Below are 25,989 nucleotides of genomic sequence, written 5' to 3'. Positions count from 1 at the left end.
GTGACGACAGCGAGCCCGAGCGACGGAACCAGAGACAGCATCTGTCCGCCATAGCCGCGGGCATAAGCGATGCGGAGGCCGTTCGATTCCGCCAGGAACCAGCCATAGTCGCCGCCGGAATAGGGTGACCCGGTGCGCAGCACCAGGATGCGTGCGCCCAGTCGGCACCGACCATATGGTCGTGACCTGCTGCAATCCAAGCCTGTGCGACTCGGCGATCTGGACATGTGCATCACTTTGCACGTTTCCAGCCTTGTCGACATTTCTGCAGAAAATATTTAAGGAAGGTAAAAATATTTCCACCATGAAACAAGCAATGGAATTCATGAAATCGAATTCATGCTTGCGGTTCTCCGGGAGTGATAAGTAATAAGAGCGGAAGGTGGCGTATTTTTCATCAGTAAACACTAATGGCTTGTTGGGTGTGAGTGCGGTCGTGAGCGGAATTGTTGCTGAATGGGCGGATTGTTGGCAGCGACAGGGCGCGGTTCGAATCGCTTTTACGGCGTTCGAACGGCAGGCCGACCTTGGGATGGCGGGCCCGCGCAGTCGGCAATGCAACACTCAATTGCGCCTCCGCCTTGCGGGCATGCCCTGTTCCGGCAGTTGGGCGGCTGTGTTAAATCTCCCGCCCGAGGAGACGGCAATGGACAATATTCGGGTGTCGATGTGGACATGAATTACCTGGAGACGGCAGTGCCGCCGCTGGTGTCGGCGACAGCAGGCTTCGATCCGTCTCTGATTTTGGAAATGGCTCAGAGGATTCGGGAGCCACTTTACATAATCAGAAGTCAGGATGGTCGTTTGGGCGCCTCGACACGGCCGCCCGATTTTGCTGCTGAGCGGCTTGAACCTGTCGCCACCCTGCCGCCGCTTTATCCGGAATGGCTGGGCGATCGCAGTTTCCAGGAAACCCATGGTTGCCGCTTCGCCTATGTGGCGGGGGAGATGGCGCGGGGCATCGCCACCCCGGCGATGGTGGTCGCCGCTGCCGGCGCCGGACTGCTCGGCTTCTACGGCAGCGCCGGCCTGTCGCCGCAGCGGGTGGAGGAGGGCATCGGCGAAATCCGTGCAGCGCTCGGGCCGCAGGCGCCGAACTGGGGCGCCAACCTGATCCACAGCCCCAACGACCCCGCGCTGGAGGCGGCGGTCTGCCGGCTGTTCCTGCAGCAGGGGGTGCGGCGGGTTTCCGCCTCGGCCTTCATGGCGCTGACGCCGTCGGTGGTGGAACTGGCCGCCAAGGGGTTGAGCCGCGATCCGGCCACCGGCGCGGTTCGCCGGCTGACCCACATCTTCGCCAAGGTCTCGCGCGCCGAGGTCGCTCGCCAATTCATGACGCCGGCTCCGCGGCGGATGCTGGCCGATCTGGTGGCGCAGGGCATCCTCACCGCCGAGGAAGCCGAGCTTGCCGCCGGCATCCCCGTGGCCGCGGACATCACGGTGGAGGCGGATTCCGGCGGCCACACGGACAATCGCCCGCTCACCGTCCTGTTCCCGATCATCCAGCGCCTGCGCGACGAGCTGGTCGCCGCCCATGGCTATGGCCGCAACATCCGTGTCGGCGCCGCCGGCGGGCTCGGCACTCCCGCCGCACTGGCCGGCGCCTTCGCCATGGGCGCCGCCTATGTCGTCATCGGTTCGGTGAACCAGTCGGCGGCGGAGGCGGGGCAGCCGCTGTCGGTCCGCCGCATGCTGGCCGACCTGTCCAGCACCGACGTGACGATGGCGCCCGCCGCCGACATGTTCGAGATGGGCGTCAAGGTCCAGGTGATGAAGCGGGGCACCATGTTCCCCTTCCGCGCCCAGCGCCTGTATGAGCTGTACTGCCGCCATTCCGGCCTGGACGACCTTCCCGCGGCAGAGCGCGCGACCTTGGAGAAGGACATTTTCCAGGCACCGCTGGAGGAGATCTGGCGCCAGACCCGTGAGCATTTCGCCGTCCGCGACCCGGCGGAACTGACGCGCGCCGAGGCCGATCCCCGCCACCGCATGGCGCTGGTCTTCCGCTGGTATCTGTTCAACGCCGCCCGCTGGCCGATGCTGGACGACAGCACCCGGCGCCATGACTTCCAGGTCTGGTGCGGCCCGGCGATGGGCGCCTTCAACGACTGGGTGAAGGGCAGCTTCCTGGAGGCGGCGGACAAACGCACGGTCGAACAGATCGCCCGCAACCTGCTGGAGGGAGCCGCCGTGGTGACCCGCGCCCAGCAGATGCGGACGGCGGGCCTGCCGGTTCCGGCCGCGGCCTTCACCTGGGTGCCGCGCCGGCTCGCCTGATCGGCCTTAAGCGCACTTCCGCTCCAATCCCCCTCCGAACATCCGAGACCGCCTTGAAGAACCGCCACCCCATCGCGATCGTCGGCATCGGCGCCATGTTTCCGGGTTCCGGCACCACGCACGGTTTCTGGCGCGACATCCTCGCCGGCCGGGATTGCGTCGGCGACGTGCCCGCCACCCATTGGCTGGTGGAGGACTTCTACGACCCCGACCCCACGGCGCGGGACAAGACCTATTGCCGCCGCGGCGCCTTCCTGCCGCCGGCCACGCTGGATCCGCTGGAGTTCGGCATCCCGCCCCAGGCGCTGAGCGCCACCGACACCGCCCAGCTTCTGGCACTGATCGTCGCCAAGGAGACGCTGGACGAGGCTTGCCGCACGCAGTTCCGCGACATCGACCGCAGCCGGACCAGCATCGTGCTGGGCGTGGCGTCCGCCACCGAACTGGTGGGAACCATGGGGGCGCGGTTGCAGCGGCCGGTCTGGGTCAAGGCCCTGCGCGAGGCCGGCCTGCCGGAGGATGAGGTGACGGCCATCTGCGACCGCATCTCCTCGCAGTATGTGGAGTGGCAGGAAAGCAGCTTCCCCGGCGTGCTGGGCAATGTGGTGGCGGGGCGCATCGCCAATCGGCTCGACCTCGGCGGCACCAACTGCGTGGTGGATGCCGCCTGCGCCAGCTCGCTGTCGGCGCTGCTGATGGCGATGAACGAGCTGGAGCTTGGCCATTCCGACATGGTCATCAGCGGCGGCGTCGACGCCCTGAACGACATCTTCATGTACATGTGCTTCAGCAAGACGCCGGCCCTGTCCAAGAGCGGCGACTGCCGTCCCTTCTCCGACGCGTCCGACGGCACCATCGTCGGCGAGGGGCTGGGCCTGTTCGCCCTGCGCCGGCTGGAGGATGCCGAGCGCGACGGAAACCGCATTTACGCCGTCATCCGTGGGATCGGGTCGTCGTCCGACGGCCGCGCCACCAGCGTCTACGCGCCGCGGCCGGAGGGGCAGGCGGTGGCCCTGCGCCGTGCCTATGCCGATGCCGGATACGGGCCGCGCAGCGTCGAGCTGGTCGAGGCCCACGGCACCGGCACCCGCGCCGGCGACCTCGCCGAATTCACCGGGCTGACCCAGGTGTTCCGGGAGGCCGACGCGGAATCCGGCGCTTGGTGCGCCATCGGTTCGATCAAGTCGCAGATCGGCCACACCAAGGCCGCCGCCGGCTCCGCCGGGTTGCTGAAGGCCGCACTGTCCCTGCATCAGAAGGTGCTGCCGCCCACCATCAAGGTCGAGCGGCCGGACAGCCGCCTGAATCTGGAGAGCAGCCCCTTCTACCTGAACACCCGTGCCCGGCCCTGGGTGAAGGCGGATGGCCTCCGCCGCGCCTCCGTCAGTTCCTTCGGCTTCGGCGGCAGCAACTATCATGTCGCCCTGGAGGAATACACCGGGCCGCAAGCGGCGTCCCGCCTGTGGGCGGGCGGGGCGCTGCTGTTGGCGGGGGGCGCAGATGCGCGGTCCCTGGCGGATGCGGTGCGCGCCCTCGGCGCCCGCGTGGAAAAGGAGGGGCTGGAAGCGGTCGCCCGCGACAGCCAGATCGCCTTCGATCCCTCGTCCCGTTACCGCCTCGCCATCGTCGCCGCCGATGTCCAACAGTTCGAGGCGCGCTTGGCGACGGCGCTGAAGCAGACGGGGGCCTTCAGCGCGCCCGGCATCCATCTGGCGGTGGGCCATGGTGGCGGCGGCAAGGTCGCCTTCCTGTTCCCCGGCCAGGGCAGCCAGTATGTGGCGATGGGCGCCGATCTGGCTGTTGCCTTCGACGAGGCCCGCGCGGTCTGGGACGGGCAGGCCGCCCTGCCGGCCGTGCCGGGACAGCCGCCGCTGCATCGCGTGGTCTTCCCGCCACCCGCCTTCACTCGTGAGGAGGCCGAGGCGCAGGAAGCGTCCCTCACCCGCATGATCCACGCCCAGCCTGCCATCGGGACGGCGAGCCTCGCCCTGCTGGCCGTGCTGGAGCGGGCCGGCATCCGCGCCGATGCCGTCGCCGGCCATTCCTTCGGCGAGATCACGGCGCTGTGCGCCGCCGGTGTCCTCGACCGCGACACCGCCCTGACCCTGGCAGCCGAGCGCGCCCGCTGCATGGAGGAAGCCGCGACCGGCTGCGACGGCACCATGATCGCGGTGGCCGCGGGTCGCGAGCGGGTGGAGCCGCTTCTGCAGGGCCTGGACGTGGTGCTGGCCAACGACAACGGGCCGGATCAGGTTGTCCTGTCCGGCGCCCGCGCGGCGGTCGAGAATGCCGCGGTGCTGTTGGAGGCCGAGGGGCTGCGGGTGGTCCGGCTGAAGGTCGCCAGCGCCTTCCATTCCCCGGTGGTGGCGCAGGCCGCCGAGAGCTTCCGCACGGTGCTCGACGGCATGGAGTTCGGGTCCTTCACGGTCCCGGTCTATGCCAATCTCACCGCCGCGCCCTATGGCGCTGCCGATGTCCGCAGCCTGCTGGCCGGGCAGATCGCCGGCACCGTGCGCTTTCGCGAGACGGTCGAGGCGCTCTATGCCGACGGCGTCCGGACCTTCGTGGAGGTCGGGCCGGGCGCGGTGCTGAGCGGTCTGGTGGCGCAATGCCTGGGCGACCGTCCGCATCTGGCGGTGGCACTGGACCGGCGCGGCTCCAACGGCGTCGCCTGCCTGCTTGAAGGCTTGGGCGCGCTGGCGGTGCATGGTGTGTGCGTGGATTTCGCGGCGCTGTGGGCCGGCTTCGCCGAAGAACGCAAGCCGAAGCCCGCCTCGCCCGCCGCCGTCCGGATCAACGGCGCCAATTTCGGCAAGATCTACCCGCCGCCGGGCGGGGCCGCGGCGTTGCCGAAGCCCAACCCGCCGCGCCCGGCCGTGGCACTGCCCGCGCCGGGTGCCTCCACCCCGGTTCCATCCATTCCGGTCCGCCCCCATTCCATCGAAGAAGCTCCGATCATGGTCACGAACTCTCCCGCTCCGCAGCCGGCGTCCACCCCCGTCGCGACCGCGGCGGTCGAGACGATCTATCACCACGTCGCCGACGCCCATGCCGCTTTCCAGCGCGCCATCGCCGAGAGCCACCAAGCCTTCCTGGCGGTCGCCGGACAGGCGATCCAGAGCCTCGGCGGCCTGCCGGCGCAACCGGTGGCGATGACGGCGCCGGCCGCTCCGATGATGCCGGCCGCGCCCGCCATCGCCGCTCCGGTGATGCAGCCGCCCGCGCCGGTCATGCCGGTGCAAAGGCCGGCGCCCACCCCTGTGGTTCCGCAGCCTGCCGTCGCGGCCCGGCCCCAGCCGGCGGCGATGCCGGCCGCGCCCAAGCCGGTTCCGGTTGCCGCGGCCGCTCCGGCTCCCGTTGCCGCAGCACCCGCGGTCGATGCCCGGGACATCGTGCTGGCGGTGATCGCCGACAAAACCGGCTATCCGGTGGAGATGCTGACGGCGGAAATGGAGCTGGAAGCCGGCCTGGGCATCGATTCCATCAAGCAGGTGGAGATCTTCTCGACCCTGCAGGAGCGCATCCCGGCGCTGGGCGGTGCCGACATGCGCGAACTGAACGCGCTGAAGACCATTGGCCAGATCCTCGCCATGGCCGACAGCCGCAGCGGGGCCACCCCCGCACCGGCGTCGGTGGCGGCCCCCGTGGCTGCCCCCGTGGCTGCAGCGATTCCGGCGCCCACTCCGGCGGCTCCCTCCGTCGATGTCGGTGCGCTGTTCATGGGGCTGGTGGCCGAGAAGACCGGCTATCCCGTTGAGATGCTGAGCCCGGAGATGGAACTTGAAGCCGGCCTCGGCATCGATTCCATCAAGCAGGTCGAGATCTTCTCCGCCCTGGTCGAACGCCTGCCGGAACTGGCGTCGGTCGAGATGCGCGAGCTGACCGCGCTGAAGACGGTGGGCGCGGTGATCGCCCGCATCGAGGGCGGCGTTCCGGCCGCCCAGCAGACGCCGGCGCCGCAGAGCCAGGCCCTGCCCGCGTTATCGGCAGGCACCATCCGCAGCTGCTCGATCCTGGAGGAGCGGCAGGCGGGCGGTGCCGACATGCTGCGTGGCCTGACCAGCGTCGCCATCGTCCCGGATTCGGCGGGCGTCGCCGCCGAACTGGTGTCCCTGCTGTCGGCCAAGGGCCTCGCAGCCCGGATCGCGGAACTTCCGGGCGGGCAGGACGACGCGGTGCTGTTCCTGGCCGGGCTCGACGGGGCGGATGCGGCTTCGGCCGCCGACCTGCACTGGCGTGCGCTCGCCGCGGCCAAGGCCGCCGATGCCCGCTTGGGCAGGACCGGCGGGGCCTTCGTCACCGTCGAGAAGGGCGGCGAGGCGTGGCTGGGGCTGGGTGGTCTCGTCCTGACGGCGGGCCATGAATGGCCGGCGGCGCGGGTGAAGGCCATCGAGCTGGAGCCGGGATGCCGCTCTGCCGCCGAACTCGCCCGCGCTCTCGCCGCCGAGATCGCCACCGGGGACGGCGATGCGGAGGTCCGGCTGGCCGCCGACGGCAAGCGCTTCGTGCGGACACTGCGCCAGGGTGAGGCAGCGGACGGCCCGCTGCCGCTGGAGCAGGGCGCGGTCATCGTCGTCTCCGGCGGGGCGCGCGGCGTGACCGCCGTGGCGCTGGAGCAGCTGTCCCGCCGCATCCGTCCCACCCTGGTCATCCTGGGCCGCAGCGATCCCGACGCTGCCCCGGTCCTGCCCGGCATTGCCGAGAATGCCGACGAGACCACCGTCCGCCGGGCGGTGATCGCCGGTCCGGGCGCCGGCAGGCAGCCGCGCGAGATCGAGGCGATGGTCAAGGCCATCCTGTCCGCCAACGAGGCCCGCGCCACCATCCGCCGGCTGGAAGCGGCTGGTGCGCGTGTCCGCTATTGCCGCGCCGACGTGCGCGACGCGGCATCGGTGGCGCAGGCGCTGGCGGCGGTCCGTGCCGAGGTCGGCCCCATCTCCGGAATCGTCCATGGTGCCGGCGTGCTGGCCGACAAGCGCATCGCCGACAAGACGCGCGACCAGTTCGACGCCGTCTTCAGAACCAAGGTGGAGGGGATCGCCAACCTGCTGGCAGCCACCCGCGAGGATCCGCTGCGCGTCATCTGCCTGTTCTCCTCCATCGCGTCGCTGCACGGCAACGCCGGGCAGTGCGACTACGCCATGGCCAACGGCGTGCTGAACGCCGTGGCGCGGGCGGAGGCGGCGCGCCGGCCGGACTGCACGGTCAAGGCCATCGCCTGGGGTCCGTGGGACGGCGGCATGGTCGGACCGGCGCTGAAGCAGCATTTCCGCCGCATGTCCGTCGACCTGATCGCGCCGGCGGACGGCGCCGACTTCATGCTGCGCGAGCTGGCGCAGCCGCCGGCCGGCGATGCCGTCGTCTCCTGCATCGGGCGTCAGGCATGAGCCGGTTCCCGCCCATCGCCATCGTCGGCCACGGCTGCGTGCTGCCGGGCGCCCTCGGGCCGGCGGAGCTTTGGCACGCCGTCGTCGAGGGGCGGGATTTGCTGGGCCCGGTGCCGCCGGGAGTCTGGCGCGTCGATACCGCAAAGGCGCTGTCGCCCCAGGCGCCCGAGCGTTCGGCGACCGACCGCGGCGGCTATGTTCAGGGATTCGACGCCGTCTTCGACCCCAGCGGCTTCGCCTGCCCGGCGGCGGAGTTGGCCGGGCTCGACCCGCTGGTGCTCTGGCTGGTCCACAGCGGGCGCGAGGCGCTGCGCGAGGCCGGGCTGGACGTCACGCCGCGTGGGCGCTGCGGTCTGATCGCCGGCAACCTGTCCTATCCCACCGCCAGCCTCAGCGCCTATGCCGAGGCGGTGTGGCTGGAGCGGGAGGGGCCGAAGCCCGCCAACCGCTTCTCGTCGGGCCTGCCGGCGCAGCAGGCCGCCCGCGCGCTGGGCCTGAGTGGGCCGGCCTTCTGCCTGGATGCGGCCTGCGCCTCCTCGCTCTATGCCGTCAAGCTGGCCTGCGACCAGTTGCATGACGGACACGCCGACCTGATGATCGCGGCGGGCGTCAACCGCGGCGACGACCTGTTCCTGCATATGGGCTTCACCGCGCTGAACGCGCTCAGCCCCACCGGCCGCAGCCGGCCGTTCAACCGCGAGGCCGACGGGCTGATCCCCGCCGAAGGGGCGGCCTGCGTGGTGCTGAAGCGGTTGGACGACGCGGTGCGCGACAGCAACCGCATCCTCGGCGTCATCCGCGGCGTCGGCCTGTCCAACGACGGGCGCAGCCGCGGCTTCCTCGTACCCGACGCCGGGGGGCAGGAGCGCGCGATGGCTGGCGCCTATGCCCAGGCCGGTTTCGGGCCGGAGGCGGTGTCGCTGCTGGAATGCCACGCCACTGGCACCGCGCTGGGCGACGCCACCGAGATCGCCAGCATGGGCCATGTCTTCGCCGGCCTGCGGGATGTGCCGATCGGGTCGCTGAAGTCCAACCTGGGCCACCTGATCGCCGCCGCCGGTCTGGCCGGCATGGTCAAGGTGATCCAGGCGATGGCGGCCGGCATCCGCCCGCCGACCCTGCATGCCGAAGCGGCACCGCTGGACGGCATCGGCGCCTCGCCCTTCCGCCTGCTCCACCAAGCAGAGCCGTGGGAGGCGGAGGGCCCGCGCCGCGCCGGCATCAGTGCCTTCGGCTTCGGCGGCAACAACGCGCATCTGCTGCTGGAGGAGTGGCGGCCCGCCGCCGTCTCCGTGCCGGTTGCTGTTCCCGCGCCGCCGCTGCGCGTGGCCGTCGTCGGTCTTTCGGTCGTCACCGCCGCCGATGACTTCGCCGCGGCGCTCGCCGCCGCGCCGACGCCGGGAGACGCTCCGCGCGCCCTGGATAGAATTACACTGGACCTTGCCAGCACCCGTTTTCCGCCTGCCGACCTGCAGCATGCCCTGCCGCAGCAGCTTCTTGCGATGAAGGCGGTGGCACAGGCGGTCGCCGGCTCCCCGGCCTTGCCGACGGAAACCACCGGCGTTCTGATGGGTATGGGCTGCGACGCCGAGGTGGCGCGGCGCGGCCTGGGCGTGCGGCTTGCCGACCTGTGCGGTCCCGATGCCAGTGTCGATCTCGGCCCGCCGCTGAACGCCGCCGGCGTCATCGGCACCATGCCCAACATCGTCGCCAACCGCTTCAACGCCCAGTTCGATTGGCGCGGCCCCAGCTATTCGGTGTCGGCGGAGGAGTTGTCGGGCATCGTCTCGCTGCGCATCGCCGCCCGCGCCCTGGTGACGGGCGAGTTGGACGCCGCGGTGGTCGGCGCGGTCGACCTGTCCTGCGAGCCGGTGCATCGCAGCGCGCTGGCTGCCCTGCGCCCCGACCTCGACATGCCCGGCGACGCTGCCGTCGTCCTGGTGCTGCGTCGGGTTGAGTGCGCGGAGGCCGAGGGCGAGCCGATCCACGCCATTCTGGAGCTGTCCGCTACCGCGCAGGGGGAGTTCACCATCTCCGGGCCGCAGGGGACGAATTTGGGGGCGAGCCCCGTCACCCGCCGTTTCGGACATGCCCATGCGGCATCCGGCCTGCTGCATGTGGCCGCTGCGGTTGTCGCCTGCCGCGGGCGGATGAAGCCCGGAGAGGGCGCTGCCCAACCCTGGCTGGACGCCGGACGCCTGCGCGCCCGCGTGAGCGTCGAGGCGTTGGGCGGAGCGACCGACGGGCTGGTGGTCGAGAGCGGCGGCATCACCGAGCCGGCCGTGCCGCCGCCGGCTGTGCGCTTGCGCTGGTTCGCCGCCGGCAGCCGGGCGGAGCTGTGCGCGCGCATCCGGCGCGGCGAGGATGGCGGGCAGGGGCCGGTACGGCTGGCCTTCGCCTGTCCGGCCGGCAAGGAGTCCGACACCCTGGCCGGCGCGCTGGCCCTTGCCGAAGGGCGCGAGGCTGCTGCCGACGTCATCCATTTCCGTGAGCGCCCGCTCGGCGGGGGGCTGGCCCTGGTCTTCACCGGGGCCGCGGCGGCCTATGGGGGGATGGGGCGCGAGCTTTTCCTGTCCATGCCCGATGTCGGCCGGAGCGTGACCGCGCGCTTCCCCATCCTTGCCCATGCGGCGGCGCGGCTCTACGGATCGGCCGGGCCGCTCGACGCGATGGCGCAGCTGCAGACCTGCGCCCTGATCTGCCAGACCCATGCGGAGGTCAGCCGCGACGTGCTCGGACTGCGGCCCGAGGCGGTGATGGGCCTGTCCTCCGGCGAGACCAACGCGCTGTTCGCCGCGGGGGTGTGGTCGGACATGGGCGCCATGTTTGCGGAGATCGACGAGTCGGGCATCTATGGCCGCCATCTGACCGGCGACTGCCTTGCGGCCTCGCAATCCTGGGGGCAGGGGCATGCCGCCGACTGGCGCAACTGGCGCCTGCTGGCTCCCGTTGGGGAGGTGGAGGCGGCGCTGAAGGGCCTGCCGCGCGTGTCGATCACCATCGTCAATGCGCCGAAGGACTGCGTGATCGGCGGCGATGCCGACGCGTGCCGTCAGGTGATCGCCCGCATTGGAGCGCACCGCGCCCTGCCGCTCGGTCAGGACATGGTGGTGCATTGCGCCGAGATGGAGCCCTGCGCGCCGGTCTGGCGCCGGATCCACAGCCGCAGGACCACACCGCCCGAGGGCATCGCCGTCTATGCCAACGCTTTCGGAGAATCCTACCGCCCGTCGGTGGAGCTGTGCGCCGAGGCGCTGACCCGTCAGGCGCTGGAGCGGGTGGACTTCCCCCGCACGATCCGCCGGGCCCATGACGACGGGCTGCGGATCTTCGTCGAGCATGGCCCACGCAACGCCCTGACCCGCTCCATCGCCGCCACGCTGGCCGGCCGCGAGCATCTGGCGGTCAGCCTGGACCATCCCGGCCGCGCGCCGCTGGAGCAACTGGCCCATGTCGCGGCCGAGCTGTTCGCCGCCGGGCAGGACCCCGCCATGGCCGAAGTCGCCCGCCGCCTGGAGCGCCGGGCCGACGCGCCACCGGCCCAGCCCCTGACCTTCGCCGCCCATGCCGCGCCCGTCGCGGTCGTCCTGGGACAGCCGATGCCCCCCGCACCACCCTTGCCGCCGGTCGCCGACCTGCCGCCGCCCGATCTCGCCGCCCGCTGTCCGCTTGACGAGGCGCCGGAGCCTGAGCCGGTGGTGCCCGAACCGGAGCCGGTCGTCGCCGATACGCTTCTTGCGGTCCCAGCGGCCGCCAATCCAATCGCCCGCATCCTCGCCCGCACGGCGGAGCTTCACACCGGTTATCTGAAGACCGCGTCGGATCTGCACCGGAGCTACCTGCAAGGCTTCGGCATGCCGAAGCTGTCCGCTCCCTCNCCCTCTCCCCGGGGGGGAGAGGGGATCGTCCCACCCGGACCGTCCGCTCTGGGACCGTGCCCAGCTGGAAATCCTGGCATCCGGCAAGGTGTCCGACATCTTCGGCCCGCTGTTCGCGCAGCAGGACGGCTACGCGCGGCAGGTCCGCATGCCGGAGCCGCCGTTGCTGCTGGTGGACCGCGTCGTCTCCATCACCGGCGAGCCGGGCGGCATGGGGCTGGGCTCCATCGTCACCGAGACGGACGTCACGCCCGACAGCTGGTATCTGCACAACGACCGCATGCCGGTTGGGCTCGCCATCGAATCCGGGCAGGCCGACCTGCTGCTGATCTCCTGGCTGGGTGCCGATTTCCGCAACCGGGGGGAGCGCGTCTACCGCCTGCTCGGCTGCGAGATGACCTACCACGAGGGCGGCCTGCCGCGGGTGGGCGACACGCTGCGCTACGACATCCACATCGACGGCCATGCCAGGATGGGCGAGGTCGGGCTGTTCTTCTTCCATTACGACTGCCGCATCGGCGACCGGCTGGTGCTGTCGGTCCGCAATGGGCAGGCCGGCTTCTTCACCGACCACGAACTCGCCAACTCCGGCGGCGTGCTGTGGAGCGCAGAGGAGGACCGGCCCAAGGATGGCGCCCGCCTGGACCCGCTGCCCTGCCCGTCGCGCCACCGCTCCTTCACCGCCGAGCAGCTCGACCTCTGGACTGCCGGCCGGGCCTTCGCCTGTTTCGGCGAGGGGTTCGAGCTGGCCGGCAGCCACCAGCGCACGCCGGCGATCCCGCAGGGGCGCATGCGCCTGATCGACAGCGTGAGCGTCTTCGAACCGCAGGGCGGCCCCTGGGGCCGGGGGTATCTGCGGGCGGAAAGCCATGTCCCGGCCGACGCCTGGTTCTATGCCGGCCACTTCAAGAACGACCCCTGCATGCCCGGCACGCTGATGGCAGAGGGGGCGGTGCAGGCGGTGGCGACCTTCATGGCGGCCGGCGGCTTCACCATCGGGCGCGATTCCTGGCGGTTCGAGCCGGTGCCGGACGAGCCCGCCCGCTTCGTCTGCCGCGGGCAGGTGATCCCGGACGGCGCCCATCATCTGGTCTATGAGGTCTTCGTCGAGGAGATCGAGGACGGGCCGACGCCCATCGTCCGCGCCGCCCTGCTGTGCAGCGCCGACGGCTTCAAGGTCTTCCACTGCCGCGTCTTCGCCGTGCGGATGGTGCCGGACTGGCCGCTCGGCCATGGGCGGCACACTCTGCCGGCGTTGACGGAGGCGCCGCGCATCGTCGGCACCCGCGGCGACGTTCGCGGCGATTACGAGGCGCTTCTGGCCTGCGCCTGGGGGGCGCCGTCCTTGGCCTTCGGCAGCATGTATGCCCGTTTCGACGCCGGGCGGGTGCCGCGCCTGCCGGGGCTGCCCTATCATTTCATGACCAGCGTGGTGTCGGTGGACTGCCCGGCCGGGGAGCCGACCGTCGGCGGCACGCTCCTGGTCGATTACGCGGTGGAGCCGGAGGCGTGGTACTTCGCGCGCAATGCCGCGCCGGTCATGCCTTTCTGCGTGCTGATGGAGGTGCTGCTCCAGCCCTGCGGCTGGCTGGCCTCCTACATGGGCTTCGCGCTGGCGTCCACCGAGGATCTGGCGATCCGCAACCTGGACGGCGACGCCGCCCGCGTGCTGACCGAGGTGACGCCCGCCGACGCCCGCATCCGCACCGAGGCGATGCTGACCCGCTTCTCCCGCGCCGGCGGCATCACCCTGATCGCCTTCAAGGTCCGGGCCTGGGTCGACGACCGGCCGCTGATGGAGCTGGAGACCTCCTTCGGCTTCTTCGCGTCCGCTGCGCTGGCAAAGCAGAACGGCCTGCCGCCCCTGCCGGCCGACGATGCACGGAGGATCCCTCCCGCCAGGCCCGTCGTGGAGCCGCGCGGTGCCAAGCTGGCGGACGGCATGCTGCGCATGGTGGATGAGGTCACCGGCTGGTGGCCGCAGGGCGGGGCCAGTGGTTTGGGGCTGATCCGCGGCCGGCAGACGGTCGATCCGGAGTCCTGGTACTTCAAGGCCCATTTCTTCCAGGATCCGGTTCAGCCCGGCTCGCTGGGGGTCGAGGCGCTGCTGCAATTGCTGGAGCGTGCCATGATCCTGGCCGGTCTGGACGCCGAGCTGCCGTCGCCGCGCTTCGAAGGGGCCGCCCTGGACGTGGCGCTGCGCTGGAAGTATCGCGGTCAGGTCGTCCCCACCAACCGGACCGTCACCACCGAGATCGAGATCACGCGGATCGAGCGCGACGAACGCGGCATTCTGGCCGTCGCTCGCGGCAGCCTGTGGGCCGACGATCTGCGCATCTACGAGGTGGACGGGCTGGCGGCGCGGCTGGTGCCCGGCGATGGCGGCGGAATCCGCCTGGATTTGGACAGCGCCCCCTGGCTGGGCGACCATCGTCCCACCCATACCGCAGCTGCGGTTCCGCTCACCTGTCTTGCCGACATCATGGCGGCGGCAGCTCATGGGGCATGCGTCGTCGCCCTGGAGGATGTCAGGGTTCAGCGCTGGGCGACGGTGCCGGTGACGCTGGTTCCGGAGGTGGAGCCCGATGGGCGCGTCACCCTGCGGGACGAGTGCGGCATCCTGGCGACCGGCCGGGTGATCCGGGCGGACGCATGGCCGGTCCCGCCGCAGCCCTTCACGCCGCTGGAGGATGCCACGCCTTCGCCATGCCCCTATGCCGCGGCGGAGCTGTTCCATGGACCGGCCTTCCAAATCCTGAGCGGCTTGCAGGTCGGCTCCCGCGGCGCGTCGGCCGATCTGGACGCGGCCAAGGCGGCGCGGGTGCCGGGGCCGATCGGTCCGGCGCTGCTGGATGGCGGGCTCCATGCCACGCCGCGCCATGCCCCCGAACTCTGGTGGGGGGAGAAGGCGGCGGGGATGCTGGCATATCCCAGCGCCATCGAGCGGCTGAGTTTCTTCGGTCCTACCCCGCGTAGCGGCATGGTCCGCATAGAGGTCCGCGCCCTTCCTCTGGACGCCCAGGGGCGTGCCCGCTCGCGGCTGCACTGGATTGCCGATGGCCGGGTCTGGGCCGAGATGGAGCTTGCCGACGTGCTGTTCCCCAAGGGGGCGCTCGGAAAGGCTCCTGCCCTGGCGCGGCAGGCGTTCCTGCGCGACCGCAAGGCGGCGCCCGGCGTGCGCCTGTCGCGGGAGAGAAACGGCGCCAGTCGGCTGAGCGCGCGCGAGGTGGCGGCGAGCAACTGGCTGCCGGGAACGCTGGAGAGTATTTACGGGGTGTCCGGCAATCCGTCCGATATGGCTCGCGCCATTGCGGCAAAGGAGCATGCGGCGGCGCAGTTCGGCGTCCATCCGGGTGTGGTGACGGTCGAGGACGATGTCGCCCGTTGCGCCGCCGCCCCGCTCAACCCGGTGCCGCTGTCGGTCACGCGCGACGGTTCCGACTGGGTGGTGAGCGGGGAGCTGTCCGCAGGTCCCGACATCGCGCCGCTCAAGACTTTCTGGCGTTCCCGACTGGGGGCCGCCGACTGGCCGGTCGAGGATCTGTTCGCGGCTCTGGCCGGCGAATTCGTCGGTCAGGTGCGCGTGGCGGAGCCGGAGCAACTCGCCCGCATCCGTGAACGCGGCGCGCTGTTCCTAGGCAACCATCAGGTGGCGGTGGAATCGCTGACCTTCACGCTGGTGGCCGCCGCACTGACCGGCCGGCCGATCCTGACCGTCGCCAAGGCGGAGCATCGCCATACATGGCTGGGCAGCCTGCTGGCTTTGTCCGGCAGCGCTCCGGACCTGCGCCTGCCGCAGATGATGCTGCTGTTCGACCGCGATGATCCGGCGGCCATGCTCGGGCTGATGGAACAGGCACGCGAGGCGGTCAGGCGGGACGGCCTGTCGATCATGGTGCATGCGGAGGGCACGCGGTCGCTGACCTGCCGGACGCCGGTGTCCCGGCTGTCCGGGGTGTTCCTGGATCTGGCGGCGACGCTGGAGCTTCCCATCATTCCGGTCCGCTTCGCCGGCGCGCTGCCGGTCGATCCGGCGCCGGAGCGGCTGGACTTCCCGTTGGGCTTTGCCCGTCAGGACATCCATATCGGCAGGCTGCTGTGGCCGGAAGACTTGGCGAGCCTGCCCCTGGCGGAGCGCAAGCGGGCCGTCCTCGACGCGATCAACGGGACCGGCCCCGCGCCCGCCGCCGAACGCCCCAACGAACCGCGCCCGGACTTCGAAGAAGCGGCGAGGGGGATCGCCTCCATGCGAGGGATCGGCCTGCCCCGTGCGGCGACCATCCAGGCGGTGTTGAACGCGGTCCCGTCCGACCGGCCGCTTGCCCGTCTCGCCCGCCGCATGGCGGCGGGGGAGGGGGTGGAGGAGGCCGACCCGTGGCTGTCCGCCCTGGCCGGCTGGTTCCGGACTCAGTAGATGGGGATGCCGACGACCATCAGCCCGAAGACGCCCAGGATGGCGTGGGACACGCTGCTGCCGACCAGCGATCCCTGCCGGGCGAAGATCCAGCCCCAATAGAGGCCGATGGGGAAGACGGCAAGCGCGAGCGCGATGGACACATGCAGGTGGGTGGCGCTGAACAGCATGTTCGACAGGACGATGGCCTCCACCGTCTTGTATTTGCTGGTCAGGAACAGCTGGAAGGATGCTTGGGTGCCGCGGGCGATGGTTTCCTGGATCGGCGTGAAGGCGCAATAGGCGCTGCCGTACAGCAGGATTTCGCCCAGCGACAGCCCGGTGGAGCGGGCGAGGTCGAACACCGGCTGCCCCTGCAGCGACGGGATCATCGTCACGCCGACCCATTTCAACGCGACGATCAGCAGAGCGATGGGGATGGACAGCACCACGCCTTCCAGCGCGTTACGCCGCCAGTTCTTCAGGGTGAAGCCATAGGCGCTGGGCGGCCAGGGGCTGGTCTTGACGGTGCGGTACACACCGAAGGCGAAGGCGGTCAGGATCGGCAGGCTGATCAGGGAGGTGTCGGGAACCACCTTGCTGAGCGCCGTGGTGACGCCCAGCGCGAACATGTAGAAGCAGAGGCCGACCAGCAGGCGGAAGATGAACTTGCTCATCTCCACCCGGTTCTCGGCCTCGTTCAGCTGGCGGCGCAGGGTCTGGACCGTCACCTCGTTGGTGCGGCGCAGGCGCGCGGCCAGCTCATAGGCCAGATTGATCTTGAGCCGGCCGTCCACGCCGAGCTGGCGGTCGGGATGCTCGCGAAGGCGGGCGAGCGGGACGGCCATGACCTCGCTGTCCTCGGCGGCGCGGACGGCGCCGGAGCGCGGGCCGCTGTCGAGCAGCGACACCTCGCCGATGGACTGGCCTGCCGTCAGCAGGGCGAGGCGGTGGCGGACGTCGCTGCCCTCCTCGCGCTTCAGGACCTCGAAGCTGCCGGAGAGGATGAAGAAGAGCGCATCGCCGGGATCGCCCTCCTCGAACAGAAGCTGGCCCTGGGGGATCTTGCGGGGGCCGTCCATGATGGCGGCCAGCTGCCGGATATTCTCGTCCGAGAAGCCATTCAGAAGAGACGCGCTCCTCAGACGCTCGTCGATGTCCAGATGCCGCGCATCCGACGGCGCGCCACCAACAGCGTCCATCTCATCCCCCTTGCCACACCAAGCGCGGGCACCTTAACGCAAGGGGAAAGGGGTTTGAAGTGACATGAAAAAACGGGTTGGGGCCGGTTCACACGACGCAGAGGCAGGCGCCCTCCTGGTCCATGGCGACGGAATCGACGGCGACCGGCAGCCTCGGCGCCTTCTCCGGCATCCTGGGCCGGTGGGCCTCGCCGCGGCAGGCGTCGGCCGGCAGATCCTCTCCCTGCATCAGCGGGCAGCGCTCGAAGATCTCCGCCACCCAGTCGACGAAGACCCGCACCTTGGGCGACAGATGGCGGTTCTGCGGGTAGAGCGCGGAGATCGGCATCAGGGCCGGGCGCCAATCCGGCAGGATCTCGATCAGCGCGCCGCTGCGCAGGTGTGGCAATGCCATGAAACGGGCGGGTTGGATGATGCCAAGCCCCTCCACCCCGCAGGTGACGTAGGCATCGGCATCGTTGACCGAGACGGTGCCGGACATCTTCACCTCGCGTTCCACCCCGTCATGCACGAAGCTCGGCTCATGGACCTTGCCGGTTCGGGTGAAATATTTGACGGCGACGTGGGTTTGCAGCTCTTCCAGGGTCTTCGGCGTGCCATGGGCGGCTAGATAGGACGGGCTGGCGCAGGTCACCGAGCGGAAGGCGCCGACCCGCCGGGCGATCAGGCTGGAATCCTGAAGCTCGCCGACGCGCAGCACGCAGTCCACCCCCTCCTGGATCAGGTCGATGGGCCGGTCGCTGAGCCCCAGCATCAGTTCTATGTCGGGATAGGCGCTGTGGAACTCGTGGATCGCCGGGATGATGACCAGCCGGCCGATGGAGCCCGGCATGTCCACGCGCAGCCGGCCGCGCGGCGTCTTGCGCGCGCTGGTGAAGGAGGATTCGACCTCCTCGATCTCCTGCAGGATGCGGGTGGCGCCCTCCAGATAGGCGGCACCGTCCAGCGTCAGGTTCAGCTTGCGCGTGGTCCGCTGCAGAAGCCGGACGCCCAGCGCCGCCTCCAGGTTCTGGATGGTGGTGGTGACGGAGGCGCGCGGCAGCCCCAGCGTGTCGGCCGCCTTGGTGAAGCTGTTGGCCTCCACGACCCGAACGAAGACGCGCATCGCGTGAAGCTTGTCCATGGCCGTCCTGTCCCGCCCTGCGACGGCGCCACTCCCGGTCTGGGCGGCGCCGCTGGTTGAATGGTCGCTATTTAACCATGACGGGCGGCGCTGTCGATCATTCGGAGGGACATGGCTGGGTCGATGTTGCGGGTCCGGAAGGCCGCTACGGTTCGCTGTAGCCGGTGGGGACGATGCGCAGCTCGAAGCGGGTGGGGTCCTGCTGGAAGATCAGGCCGCCGAAGCGTTCGGAATAGGGCGGGAGATAGTCGAACTCGGCCTCTGCCGCCTCGACCACGCGGTTGCCGGACCGCAGCTCCCCGCGCACGCGCAGGGTGGCGGCGGTGGCGGTGGTGCGGTTGCGGATCTGGAAGCGAACGGTGTGGCCATGGCCGCCGGCCTGGGTCTGCACCACGGCGATGTCGATCCGGCCGGGCACCTCGCCGCGCTCGCGCAGGCCGTACTGCACCATGTAGGCGATCATGGCGGCGATCAGCAGGGCGCCGATGCCCGCCGCCACCCATTCGAGGGGGGAGGTCGGCGTTGCCCGCTCGCTGCCGTCCCGGAGCTTCGCCGCGCCGTCCATGCGCGGGGATGGCTGTGCGTCTTGCGTGGTCATGGGGGTGCCTCCCTTCCGGTCACAGGATCAGGCGCGCAGCCGCCGCGCCGATGGCGCAGGGGAAGCCCAGCACGACGGTGGCGCTGATGATCTCGGCCGGCCCGGTGCCGTCGGTCCGGCCGAAGGTCCATAGGAGATAGAGGCAGATCGCCAGCACGATGACATAGCCGACGACGGTGAAGCGCAGGAACAGGCTCCAGAATCCCACGCCGCGGGGTGGCTTCGATCCGCCGGGAAGCTCCACCGCATAGACGAAGGCGTGCATCAGCATGAGCGACAGCAGCAGAAGCGCGATCTCCCGCCACGGGTCCATCATGTAGGACAGCAGGACCATCTCCTCCGTCGGAGCGACGTTGAGGCCGAGGAAAAGCGCACCGACCGCCATCAGGAACAACTCCTGCCCGTATGTCATGGAGTCCTGGCGCTGCATGCTGTCGGCCGACTTCTCGCCCAGTTGGTCGCGGGCCAGCATGGCGCCGATGGCGGCGGGGAAGCTCTGCAGCGCGATCTTGCCGATCACCTCGCGCGCGGGCATGTCGAAGGACAGCACCTTGAAGATGCCGAGGATGACCGCCGACATCACCACCGCCACCGCGATGGCGACGAAGGCGTCGGCGATATCGTCGTGCAGGCTGGCGTTGATCTTGAAGCCGCTGACCACCGATAGCCCGATCAGCAGCGGGATCAGCAGGACCAGCAGCAGCACCAGCCGCCAGGGCGTCATGGTGAAGCCGATCCACCACATCTCCATCGTCATCAGCATCGGCAGCGAGAAGATCAGCGCCCCGGCGAAGGCGCGCGCCAACCCGACCAGGAAGGAGCGGTTGTCCTCATAGGCGGGCGTGTCCGGTGTGGCGGCTTCGGGCCGGCCGGTATCGGCGGTCATGCATCGTCTCCCCAACCCGGCCGCAGGGTCGTCGCGGTCCGCGTTCCAGGATGAACGCTTACGGCCACGCACAGGTTTCCGCGCAAAGCGAAGGACGATGACGATGGCTAGGAAACCGTCGAGCCTCTGCTGTGTTGACCATGAGGAGACCATGGGGCGGTCGGAGCATGGGCGGTAGGCGGTGGGCGATAGGCCGCCCCTGCCGACGGGGGGAGCGGCATGGACGGGGCGGGCCGGCGAACGGCGAGACATCTCCTGCGGCCGGCCCTGCCGGCGGCGGCCCTGGCGCTTGCCGGGTGCGAGGGGCGGCAGTCGGCGCTGGATGCCGCCGGCGTCAGTGCGCAGGAGATCCTGGCCACCAGCTGGATCCTGTTCATCGGCGGTGCCGCGATCTTCCTGATGGTGATGGCGCTGGCGCTCTATGCCGCCTTCGTCCGGCCGGAGCGCTTTCCCGGCCGCCGGGCCTGGGTGATCGGCGGCGGCATCCTGTTCCCGGTCGTCACGCTGACCGCGCTCCAGATTCATGAATTCGCGCTCGCCCGCCGGCTGGCGACGCTGGCGCCGGAAACGGCCTTCGTGGTGGAGGTCACCGGGCTGATGTGGTGGTGGGACGTCCGCTACCTCGTGCCGGGGCAGGAGCCGCTGCGTGCCGCCAACGAAATCGTGCTGCCGGCCGGCCGGCCGGTGGAGTTGCGGGTCGCCAGCGCCGACGTGATCCACAGCTTCTGGGTGCCCAGCCTCGCCGGCAAGATCGACATGATCCCCGGCCATGTGAACCGCCTGCCGGTGGTGGCGCAGCGGCCGGGGCTCTACCGCGGCCAATGCGCCGAGTATTGCGGGGCGCAGCACGCCCTGATGGCCTTCGACGTTCGGGTGCTGCCGGCCGACGAGTTCGACGCCTGGATGGCGGCGCAGCGTCGCCCGGTGCCGGAACCGCCGACGCCGGAACTGGCGCGCGGCCGCGATGCCTTCTTCGCGCTCGGCTGCCAATCCTGCCACGCGGTGCGCGGCACCGAGGCGGACGGGCTGGCCGGGCCGGACCTCAGCCGCATCGGCGCGCGCGCCTCGCTCGCCGCCGGGACGTTGCCGACGCGGGTGGAAAGCATCGCCGCCTGGATCGCGGGCGCCCAGCACATCAAGCCCGAGAACCGCATGCCGTCCTTCGACGTGACCGACAGCGAGACCCTGCATGCCATGGCCGCCTGGCTGGAGAGCCTGAAATGACGCTGCGCACCGACGAGCCCCGCGACGAATTCCCCGGCGGCCGGCCGACCCCCAGCCCCATCCCCCGGCCGCCGGGGGAGGAGGAGGAACTGCGCCGCCTCTGGCGTCTGCCGCAGGGGATCGCCCGCGTCACCGCGGTGAACAACAGCCAGGTCGGCGTCTGGTACATCGGCACCGCGCTGCTGTTCTTCCTGATCTCCGGGGTGCTGGCGCTGGCGATACGGTTGCAACTGGCGGTGCCGGGGAACGACCTGCTCGACCATGGCACCTACAACCAGTTCTTCACCGTCCACGGCACCGGGATGATGTTCCTGTTCGCCGTGCCGATCGTCGAGGCCATCGGCGTCTTCCTGCTTCCCTCCATGCTGGCGGCGCGCGACCTGCCCTTTCCCCGGCTGTCGGCCTTCGCCTTCTGGGCCTATTTCTTCGGCGGCATCTTCTTCTTCTGCTCGCTGATCTTCGACGCGGCGCCCGACGGCGGCTGGTTCATGTATCCGCCGCTGACCAGCTACGAGCATTCGCCCGGCATCAACACCGATTTCTGGCTGCTCGGCATCGGCTTCATCGAGATCTCGGCCATCGCCGGCGCCATCGAGATCGTGATCGGGATCCTGCGCACCCGTCCGCCGGGCATGACGCTGGACAAGCTGCCGATCTATGCCTGGTCGATGCTGGTGATGGCGGGGATGATCATCTTCGCCTTTCCCGCCGTCATCGTCGCCACCGCCCTGCTGGAGATCGAGCGCGCCTTCCATTGGCCCTTCTTCATCGCCGAGCGGGGCGGCGACCCGCTGCTGTGGCAGCATCTGTTCTGGTTCTTCGGCCATCCGGAGGTCTACATCATCTTCCTGCCGGCGGCCGGTCTGGTGTCGATGATGGTGCCGACGCTGGCCCGCCGGCCGCTGGTCGGACATGACTGGGTGGTGCTGGCGCTGGTCGGCACCGGCTTCTTCAGCTTCGGACTGTGGGTCCATCACATGTTCGCCACCGGCATCCCATCGCTGTCGCTCAGCTTCTTTTCCGCCGCCAGCATGGCGGTGGCGGTGCCAAGCGGCATCCAGGTGTTCGCCTGGATCGCCACGCTGGGGGCGGGGCGGGTGCAATGGACGGTCGCCACCCATTTCCTGTTCGGCTTCCTGTTCATCTTCGTGCTGGGCGGGCTGACCGGCGTGATGGTGGCGGTGGTGCCCTTCGACTGGCAGGCCCATGACAGCTACTTCGTCGTCGCCCACCTGCATTACGTGCTGATCGGCGGCATGGTGTTCCCGGTCTTCGCCGGGCTGTACCACTGGTGGCCGACGCTGAACGGCCGGCTGCTGTCGGAGCGGCTGGGGCGCTGGGCCTTCTGGCTGATGTTCATCGGCTTCAACGTCGCCTTCTTCCCGATGCATATCAGCGGCCTGCTGGGCATGCCGCGCCGGGTCTACACCTATCCCGGCGATCTCGGCTGGAACCTGCTGAACATGATCTCGACGGTGGGATCCTTCGTGCTGGCCTTGGGCGTGCTGCTGGTGCTGATCGATATCGCGCGCAGCACCTTCGGCGGCGGGCAAAAGGCGCCCGACAACCCTTGGAACGCCGGGACGCTGGAATGGCTGCCGAACGAGCTCTACGCCACTCGCAGCATTCCGCATGTCACCGGCCTCTATCCCCTGTGGGAGCAGCCGGACCTGCCGCGCGAGGTGCGCGAGGGCGCCCATTACCTGCCCGGCGCCCCGACGGGCCGGCGCGAGACCATCGTCACCAGCCCGATCGAGGCCAAGCCGCAATACCTCATGCCGCTGCCGGGGCCGCATTGGGGTCCGTTCCTGGCCGGGCTGTTCACCGCGGTGCATTTCATGTGCCTGACCGTGCAGTGGTATTATCCCTCGCTGGTCCCGGCGGTGCTGGCCATCGCCATGGTGATCTGGTGGTTGTGGGGCCTCGACACCGGTGCCGACCACCCGCCGCAGGATGTCGGCGGCGGTTGGCGCGTGCCGGTCTACATCCAGGGGCCGAAGAACCATTCCTGGTGGGGCATGGTGGTCCTGCTGCTGGTGGACGGCACCGCCTTCGCCTGCCTGATCTTCACCTATCTGTTCCTGTGGACGGTCAGCCCCGACGTCTGGCCCGCCGGTGGCGGCGGGTTGCCGGGACTGCCCTGGCTTGCCGGCGGGCTGGCACTATGGGGGCTGTCGGCGCTGGCCATCGGCTGGGCGCGGAGGGCGGTCGACCGCAACCGGCACGGCCACGTCCGCATCGGCCTGATCCTGGCCTGGGCGGCGATGGTGGTCGGCATCCTGCTGGACGCCAATGCACAGATCGGGACCGGCCTCGTCGCCGCGGCCAGCGCCTATGGCGCCATCGCCTCCATGCTGGTGGCGTGGCAGGCCTTCCATGTGGCGGTGATGACGCTGATGCTGGGCTACACCTTGGCCCGATCGGCCGCCGGGCTTCTGCATGCGGAGCGGCGGGTGACCTTCGACAACACCCTGCTGATGGGCTGGTACAGCGCGGCGCAGGGATCGATTGCCCTGCTGCTCCTGCACCTGTTCCCACGTCTGGCGATTTGAAAGGGGGCGTCATGTCGGGCCGCAGCTTTCCCGTTACCTTCGGCGCGATGCTGGCGCCCTTCCTGATCTGGGCCGGGCATTTCGGCCTGGTCTATGCCATCAACGGCGCGGTCTGCGCGCGGTCGCCGGAGGGGGCGATGCTGTTCGGTTATCCCCTCTCGGTGGCCCTGGTCGCCGCCGCGACGGTCCTGGCGATGGCCTGGGTCGCGGTGCTGCTGGTGATGGCGCTGCGCGGGAGCGGCCCGGCCGGCCATGTCGCCTCCGCCGATCCACGCCGCTTCGCCCGCTGGTTCGTGGTCGCCGGGGCGGGCTCGGCACTGGTCGCCATCCTGTGGGTCGGTCTGCCGGCGCTGCTGGTGCCGGCCTGCGGATGATGGCGAACCCCCGAAAATGCATCGCCGGTTCCGAAGCACATGCGGCAGCCGGAGTGGCCGCCGCGGATGCCTCGAAACCGGCGATGCGGTATTCGGAGAGTCGGGTTACTGCTGGGAGCCGGTCTGCCCCATCGAGCCCTGCGGGGTGTTCTGAGTCCGCGGAGTGTCGCTCGGCATGGTGCCGGTGCTGCCCGTCCCCGTATTGCTGGTTCCGGTCGTGCCGGAGCCCGTGTTCCCGGTCGTGCCCGTGCTGCCGGCGGTGCCGCTCAGGTTCAGCGCGGCCATGGTCTGCTCGTCGGCGCGGCCGGTGGCGCGCAGGCCGTTCTCGCGCTGGAACTGCATCAGGGCGCGGCGGGTATTGGCGCCCCACATGCCGTCGACGGCGATGTCGCGGCCGTCGGTGCGGTCGTTCAGCGCCTGCTGGATTTCGCGCACCTGCTCGCTGCTGAGGCCGCTGGAGGACATGCTGCCGGAGCGGCGGGCCGACGACCGGTCGGAACCGCTGCCCGACGTCTCTTCCCGGACTTCGGCGGTCGCGCGGTCGGTCACGCGGTCGGTCTTCTTGCTCAGACTCTCGTCCATGGTGTTGCCGGCGACGGCGCCGCCGACGCCACCGACCACCGCACCGACCGGGCCGCCGACCACGGCGCCGGCCACGGCACCGCTGCCCGCGCCGGTGGCCGTCCGGGAAGTCTCGGTGCTGCCGCAGGCGCTGAGCGCGAACAGGGCGCCGGCGGCCGTGGCGGTCATGACGATCTTCGAAATCCTCTTCGAATTCCCAAGCATGGTTGCCATCCTTCTCGATTACGCTTCGATGTTGGCGACCCGCCGCCCGGTGCGGCCTGTACTGTCCCGCCGCACGGCAAGCGACAGCTGGGTCATGTGATGAACAATCAGCAGCGGGCCTTCTTGTTCCCTGGCGTCGTCTCAGGATTTTCCGTCATCGCCCTTCACCATGGCGTCACCGTGGGCACGGCGGGAGTAATACTCGGCGACTGCATCGATCTGCCCGTCGCTCAGGCGGCGGACGGCAGCCTCCATGATGCGGGACAGTGCCGTGTTGCCGCGCGCCCCGTCGCGCCACAGTCGCAGCTGGCCGGCGATGTAGGAGGCATGCTGGCCGTCCAGCGTGGGATAGCGCGGGTCGCGGGCATGGCGGCTGTCGTCCCCTCTTTCATGGCAACCGGAGCAGGCGGCGACGCCCCGTCCGGGATCGCCTGCCTCCGCGATCCGCCGGCCCAGCTCCAGCAGCTCCGGGGAGGGCTGGGCGGCTGCAAAGCCTGGCGCTTCAGGCTTTTGCGCGGCGTAATGGTCGGCCAGCGCACGGATGGCCTTCTCGTCCAGGCCGGCAGCGACCGGCTGCATGATGCCACTGAAGCGGTTGCCCTGGGCGTAGGCGCGCAGCGTCTCGTAGAGGTAATCCGCCGACTGCCCGGCGAGGCGCGGGAAGGCGTCGTCGGCGCCGCCGTTGCCGTCCCGGCCATGGCAGCGGGCGCAGTCCTGCAGGGTCTCTCCCAGCCGGCCGGTTTCCGGGCCGCTGACCGGGCCGGTCAGGTCGGCGACGCGGGCAGGCCCATCCGGCTGGGTCCCGCCGAAAGCGAGGCTGCGGTATTCTTCCGCGCTCATCCCTTTGAGCCGCAGGAGAAAGGCGGTAACCGCCCAGGGTTCGTCCTTGCGCTGCTGCGCCGGCCAAGCCGGCATGCCGGCGTATTTGATGCCGTTCAGCGTGATCCAGTACAGCTCCCGCGGCTTCCAGTCCGGCAGCTGGTTCGGCAGATAGGGCGGCTCCGGCATCATGTGGCGGGAGATCGGGTTGCGCGGCGCGTCGGGCGCGCCGTGGCAGGGGGCGCAGCCGTCCTCGTAATGGCCGGCGCCGCGTCGGATCAGCGCCGGGTCGTTCAGGTCGGGCGGCTCCTCGACGAAGGCGGCATGCGTCTCCACCGAGCTGCGCATCGCCATCTCGAAGAACATCTCGGCGGGCGTCCAATGCTCCTTGGTCGCCGCGACGCTGTAGAGGCCGGACCACGCGAACAGCAGCCCGCCGATGCCGGCCGCCACCGCCGCCAGGGCGAGGGTCGTCAGGGTGCGCCGCATG

13 protein-coding genes and 1 pseudogene are annotated in these 25,989 nt (G+C 70.2%); 8 read left to right on the top strand and 6 right to left on the bottom strand.

Annotation, left to right across the window (positions count from 1 at the left end):
- The first annotated feature begins 675 nt into the window (after positions 1–675).
- The 4 genes and pseudogenes from A6A40_RS18155 to A6A40_RS31125 all read left to right on the top strand — a co-directional run bounded on the left by A6A40_RS18155 (position 676) and on the right by A6A40_RS31125 (position 15,956).
- Complete coding sequence (locus tag A6A40_RS18155; RefSeq protein ID WP_108547330.1) at positions 676–2,277, top strand: PfaD family polyunsaturated fatty acid/polyketide biosynthesis protein; 1,602 nt, start codon at positions 676–678, stop codon at positions 2,275–2,277.
- A gap of 53 nt (positions 2,278–2,330) precedes the next feature.
- Positions 2,331–7,664, top strand: coding sequence for a type I polyketide synthase (locus A6A40_RS18150; RefSeq protein WP_108547329.1), 5,334 nt, complete (start codon positions 2,331–2,333; stop codon positions 7,662–7,664).
- Positions 7,661–11,541 (top strand): annotated as a pseudogene (locus tag A6A40_RS32210) (beta-ketoacyl synthase N-terminal-like domain-containing protein); the annotation flags it as partial. The gene A6A40_RS18150 and the pseudogene A6A40_RS32210, both read left to right, overlap by 4 nt.
- Positions 11,542–11,630: 89 nt before the next feature.
- Positions 11,631–15,956 (top strand): 1-acyl-sn-glycerol-3-phosphate acyltransferase, encoded by a 4,326-nt coding sequence (locus tag A6A40_RS31125; protein WP_146191588.1) that lies wholly within the window; start codon positions 11,631–11,633, stop codon positions 15,954–15,956.
- On the opposite strand, the gene A6A40_RS18135 is transcribed toward A6A40_RS31125, so the two are convergent.
- From A6A40_RS18135 to A6A40_RS18120, 4 genes are all read right to left on the bottom strand, one after another.
- A complete protein-coding gene (locus A6A40_RS18135; protein WP_108547326.1) occupies positions 15,950–17,137 on the bottom strand; it encodes a cyclic nucleotide-binding domain-containing protein in 1,188 nt (395 codons plus the stop codon). The two genes, A6A40_RS31125 and A6A40_RS18135, sit on opposite strands and share 7 nt — an antisense overlap.
- A gap of 88 nt (positions 17,138–17,225) precedes the next feature.
- Positions 17,226–18,260, bottom strand: coding sequence for a LysR family transcriptional regulator (locus A6A40_RS18130; protein ID WP_108547325.1), 1,035 nt, complete (start codon positions 18,258–18,260; stop codon positions 17,226–17,228).
- A gap of 145 nt (positions 18,261–18,405) precedes the next feature.
- Positions 18,406–18,858: a TIGR02588 family protein gene (locus A6A40_RS18125; protein ID WP_108547324.1), complete on the bottom strand. Its 453-nt coding sequence runs from the start codon at positions 18,856–18,858 to the stop codon at positions 18,406–18,408.
- Positions 18,859–18,877: 19 nt separating this feature from the next.
- The gene (locus A6A40_RS18120; protein ID WP_108547323.1) at positions 18,878–19,744 is read right to left on the bottom strand and encodes a TIGR02587 family membrane protein; all 867 of its coding nucleotides are present in this window, start codon (positions 19,742–19,744) and stop codon (positions 18,878–18,880) included.
- A gap of 219 nt (positions 19,745–19,963) precedes the next feature.
- Here A6A40_RS18120 and coxB point away from each other — a divergent pair, with 219 nt between their 5' ends.
- The 3 genes from coxB to A6A40_RS18105 are packed head-to-tail and all read left to right on the top strand — an operon-like array spanning position 19,964 to position 23,894.
- Positions 19,964–20,968: a cytochrome c oxidase subunit II gene (gene coxB, locus A6A40_RS18115; RefSeq protein ID WP_108547322.1), complete on the top strand. Its 1,005-nt coding sequence runs from the start codon at positions 19,964–19,966 to the stop codon at positions 20,966–20,968.
- The gene (gene ctaD, locus A6A40_RS18110) at positions 20,965–23,520 is read left to right on the top strand and encodes a cytochrome c oxidase subunit I (RefSeq protein WP_108547321.1); all 2,556 of its coding nucleotides are present in this window, start codon (positions 20,965–20,967) and stop codon (positions 23,518–23,520) included. Before coxB ends, ctaD begins: the two co-directional genes overlap by 4 nt.
- 11 nt (positions 23,521–23,531) lie before the next feature.
- The gene (locus A6A40_RS18105) at positions 23,532–23,894 is read left to right on the top strand and encodes a hypothetical protein (protein WP_108547320.1); all 363 of its coding nucleotides are present in this window, start codon (positions 23,532–23,534) and stop codon (positions 23,892–23,894) included.
- Positions 23,895–23,999: 105 nt separating this feature from the next.
- On the opposite strand, the gene A6A40_RS18100 is transcribed toward A6A40_RS18105, so the two are convergent.
- The gene (locus A6A40_RS18100) at positions 24,000–24,644 is read right to left on the bottom strand and encodes a peptidoglycan-binding domain-containing protein (RefSeq protein WP_236783878.1); all 645 of its coding nucleotides are present in this window, start codon (positions 24,642–24,644) and stop codon (positions 24,000–24,002) included.
- Here A6A40_RS18100 and A6A40_RS30920 point away from each other — a divergent pair.
- On the top strand, positions 24,643–24,780 hold the full coding sequence (locus tag A6A40_RS30920) for a hypothetical protein (RefSeq protein ID WP_162363827.1): 138 nt from the start codon (positions 24,643–24,645) through the stop codon (positions 24,778–24,780). The two genes, A6A40_RS18100 and A6A40_RS30920, sit on opposite strands and share 2 nt — an antisense overlap.
- Before the next feature lie 41 nt (positions 24,781–24,821).
- On the opposite strand, the gene A6A40_RS18095 is transcribed toward A6A40_RS30920, so the two are convergent.
- Positions 24,822–25,988 (bottom strand): c-type cytochrome, encoded by a 1,167-nt coding sequence (locus tag A6A40_RS18095; protein ID WP_108547318.1) that lies wholly within the window; start codon positions 25,986–25,988, stop codon positions 24,822–24,824.
- Position 25,989 lies beyond the last annotated feature (1 nt).

Source organism: Azospirillum humicireducens (assembly GCF_001639105.2).
Classification (GTDB): Bacteria; Pseudomonadota; Alphaproteobacteria; order Azospirillales; family Azospirillaceae; genus Azospirillum; species Azospirillum humicireducens.
Note: the sequence above shows the minus strand (reverse complement) of the source record. Positions and strands in the feature narration are given on the sequence as shown.